Raw genomic sequence first — 3,910 nt, forward strand, 5'->3', positions numbered from 1 at the left:
CTGGACGCGGCTCTGCGCGTGCTGCCGGTGGGCGTGGTCGGTGAGCTGTACGTCACCGGTGCGGGTCTGGCGCGCGGCTATGTGGACCGACCGGGTCTGACGGCGGAGCGGTTCGTCGCCGACCCGCACGGCCAACCCGGAACCCGCATGTACCGCACCGGCGACCTGGTCCGCTGGCGCGCCGACGGACAACTCGAATACATCGGCCGAGCCGACGACCAGGTCAAGATCCGAGGCTTCCGCATCGAACTCGGCGAAGTCGAAGCAGCCCTCGCCGCCCACCCCGAAATCGCCCAGGCCACCGCCCTGGTCCGCACCGACCAGCCCGGCGACAAACGCCTCGTCGCATACGCAGTCCCCACCGAAGGCATCACCCTCGACCCCACCGACATCCGACGCAGCCTCGCCGACAGCCTGCCCGAGTACATGGTCCCCTCAGCCGTCATCGTCCTCGACCACCTCCCCCTCACCTCGAACGGCAAACTCGACCGCAAGGCCCTGCCGGCCCCCGACTTCGCCGCCTCCGCAAACGGCCGCGCACCCCGCACACCCCGCGAACAACTCCTCTGCGACCTCTTCGCCGAAGTCCTCCGACTCCCCCACGTCAGCATCGACGACAGCTTCTTCGACCTCGGCGGGCACTCCCTCCTCGCCACGCGTCTCATCAGCCGTATCCGGACCGTCCTTCGGGCCGAGATTCCCCTGCGTACTCTGTTCGACGCCCCGACCGTCGCCGAACTCGCGGAGCGGTGGGACACCGGCACCGAGACCCGCATCCCCCTGACCCGACGGGAACGCCCCGAGCTGGTTCCCCTGTCGTTCGCCCAGCGCCGGCTGTGGTTCCTCAACCAGCTGGAGGGCCCCAGCCCCACCTACAACATCCCCTTCGCCCTGCGGCTGTCCGGTCGCCTCGACCTGAACGCCCTCGATGCCGCCCTGGCCGACCTCGTGGCTCGGCACGAGAGCCTGCGCACCGTCTTCCCCGCCCCGTCCGGAAAGCCTCACCAGCTCCTGTTGCGGGGCGGCGAGGCCTTCGCCGGGCTGCCGGCAGCCCAGCACGTCGACGAGTGCGAACTCGAGGAACTGCTCCAGGAGTTCGCGTGCCAGGGATTCGATCTGGCCACTGAGGCTCCACTGCGTGTCGCGCTGTTCCGGCTCTCCGACGACGAGCACGTGCTGTCCGTCGTCGTTCACCACATCGCAGCCGACGGCGAGTCCGTCGCCCCGCTCTTCGCCGACCTGGTCGCCGCGTACGAGTCACGCTGCCGGAACGAGGCCCCCGACCGAGCCGCGCTGCCGGTGCAGTACGCCGACTACACGCTGTGGCAGCACGAGCTGCTCGGCGACGAGGAGAACCCGGATAGCCTGGCGGCACGCCAACTCCGTTACTGGAGCTCGGCTTTGCAGGAGCTGCCGGAGGAACTCCCGCTGCCCTACGACCGGCCTCGGCCGGCCGTCGCCGACCACCGCGGCGACACCGTCGCCTTCCGGCTCCCGCCCGAGCTCCACCGGGAAATCACCGCCCTGTCCCGCAGCACGGGCACCAGCCTCTTCATGACCGCCCAGGCGGCTCTGGCCGCCCTGCTCACCCGGCTGGGCGCGGGCACCGACATCCCTCTGGGCAGCCCGGTCGCCGGTCGGAACGACAACGCGCTCGACGACCTCGTCGGGTTCTTCGTCAACACCCTCGTGCTGCGCATGGACACGTCGGGTGACCCCACCTTCCGCGAGCTCCTGGAGCGCGTACGCGAGACCGACCTCGCGGCCTACGCCCACCAGGACCTCCCCTTCGAGCGCCTGGTGGAGGTCGTCAATCCGGTCCGCTCGCTGGCGCGCCACCCCCTGTTCCAGGTCCTCCTCACCGTGCAGGGCGACTCCGCTCCGGGCGCCGACCTGCCCGACCTGCGGATCGGCCTCGAAACGCTGGCACCCGGGGTCGCCAAGTTCGACCTCGCGTTCGGCCTGGTCGAGCGGACCGACGCCGCCGGCGGGCCCGGCGGGATCGACGGACTCCTGGAGTACGCGAGCGAGCTCTTCGACCCGGCGACCGCCGAGGCGCTCGCCACCCGCTTCGTCCGCGCGCTCGAAGCGCTCGTCTCCGAACCCGACGCCCCCATCGGGCAGATCGACATCCTGACGGCCGAGGAGCACCGGCGGATCGTCGAGGAGTGGAACCGGACGGCCCACGAGCTCCCCGAAGCCGCCAGGTCACTCCAGCGCTGCTTCGCCGACCAGGCCGCCCGCACGCCGGCGGCCGTGGCACTGCGCCGGGGCGACGACGTCATGACCTACCGCGAGCTCGACCTGCGTTCGTCCCGCCTGGCGCGGCGGCTCACCGACGCCGGCGTCGGCTCGGAGGGCGTCGTCGGTGTGCTGCTCGACCGCTCGCCCGCGCTCGTCGTCGCGTTCCTCGCCGTGCTGAAGGCCGGGGGCGCATACCTTCCCCTGGACCCCGCCGACCCTGAGATCCGCCGCCGGCGCATGCTGGCGGAGACCGGAGCCCGGGTCGTGCTCACCGACCGGCTCGACTCGGACCGCAGTGGTCTCCCCGACGACGTCGTGCTGCTCGCCCCGGACACCGACGGCGGGCCGGACGCCCCGGACACCGCTGGGAGCCCGTTCCATGCCCCGGGCCACGCCCAGAACACGGCGTACGTCATCTACACGTCGGGGTCCACCGGTGAGCCCAAGGGTGTGGCTGTCCCCCACGCCGCGGTCGTCCACCTGGCACTGGACCGGCGCTGGCAGGGTGAGGCGCATCGCCGCGTCCTCTTCCACTCGAAGCATTCCTTCGACGCCGCCACCTACGAGATCTGGACGCCGCTGCTGTCGGGCGGCGAGGTGGTCGTCGCCCCACCGGCCAGCCTCGGCGCGGACGAACTAGAGCACCTGACGGCCGACGGCCGGGTGACCGGCCTCTGGCTCACGGCCGGACTCTTCAACCTCATCGCGCGCGAGCGCCCCGGCAGCCTGGCCGGTGTGCGAGAGCTCTGGGTGGGCGGCGACGTCGTCGACCCGCATGCGGTGCGCCGCGTCCGGGAAGCGTGCCCCGGCATCAGCATCGTGGACGGCTACGGCCCCACCGAGAACACCACGTTCACCACGTCCTACCGCATCCCCGACACGGATGCGGACGAGGTCCGCTCGGTGCCGATCGGCCGTCCGATGGACAACACCCGGGTGTACGTGCTGGACGCGGCTCTGCGCCCGGTGCCGACCGGCGTGGCCGGCGAGCTCTACGCGGCCGGTGCGGGTCTGGCGCGCGGCTATGTGGACCGACCGGGTCTGACGGCGGAGCGGTTCGTCGCCGACCCGCACGGCCAACCCGGAACCCGCATGTACCGCACCGGCGACCTGGTCCGCTGGCGCGCCGACGGACAACTCGAATACATCGGCCGAGCCGACGACCAGGTCAAGATCCGAGGCTTCCGCATCGAACTCGGCGAAGTCGAAGCAGCCCTCGCCGCCCACCCCGAAATCGCCCAGGCCACCGCCCTGGTCCGCACCGACCAGCCCGGCGACAAACGCCTCGTCGCATACGCAGTCCCCACCGAAGGCATCACCCTCGACCCCACCGACATCCGACGCAGCCTCGCCGACAGCCTGCCCGAGTACATGGTCCCCTCAGCCGTCATCGTCCTCGACCACCTCCCCCTCACCTCGAACGGCAAACTCGACCGCAAGGCCCTGCCGGCCCCCGACTTCACCGCCTCCGCAAACGGCCGCGCACCCCGCACACCCCGCGAACAACTCCTCTGCGACCTCTTCGCCGAAGTCCTCCGACTCCCCCACGTCAGCATCGACGACAGCTTCTTCGACCTCGGCGGAGACAGCATCATCGCGATCCAACTCGTCAGCCGGGCCCGGGAAGCCGGACTCGTCATCACCCCACGGGACGTATTCCAGCACC

At 71.2% G+C, this 3,910-nt stretch carries 1 protein-coding gene; it reads left to right on the forward strand.

Annotated elements, in window-relative coordinates:
* Positions 1–3,910: amino acid adenylation domain-containing protein (locus tag ABZ924_RS38235; protein ID WP_361920303.1), on the forward strand; the 3,910-nt coding region annotated here is incomplete at both ends.

The organism is Streptomyces sp. NPDC046876, assembly GCF_040645035.1.
Classification (GTDB): domain Bacteria; phylum Actinomycetota; class Actinomycetes; order Streptomycetales; family Streptomycetaceae; genus Streptomyces.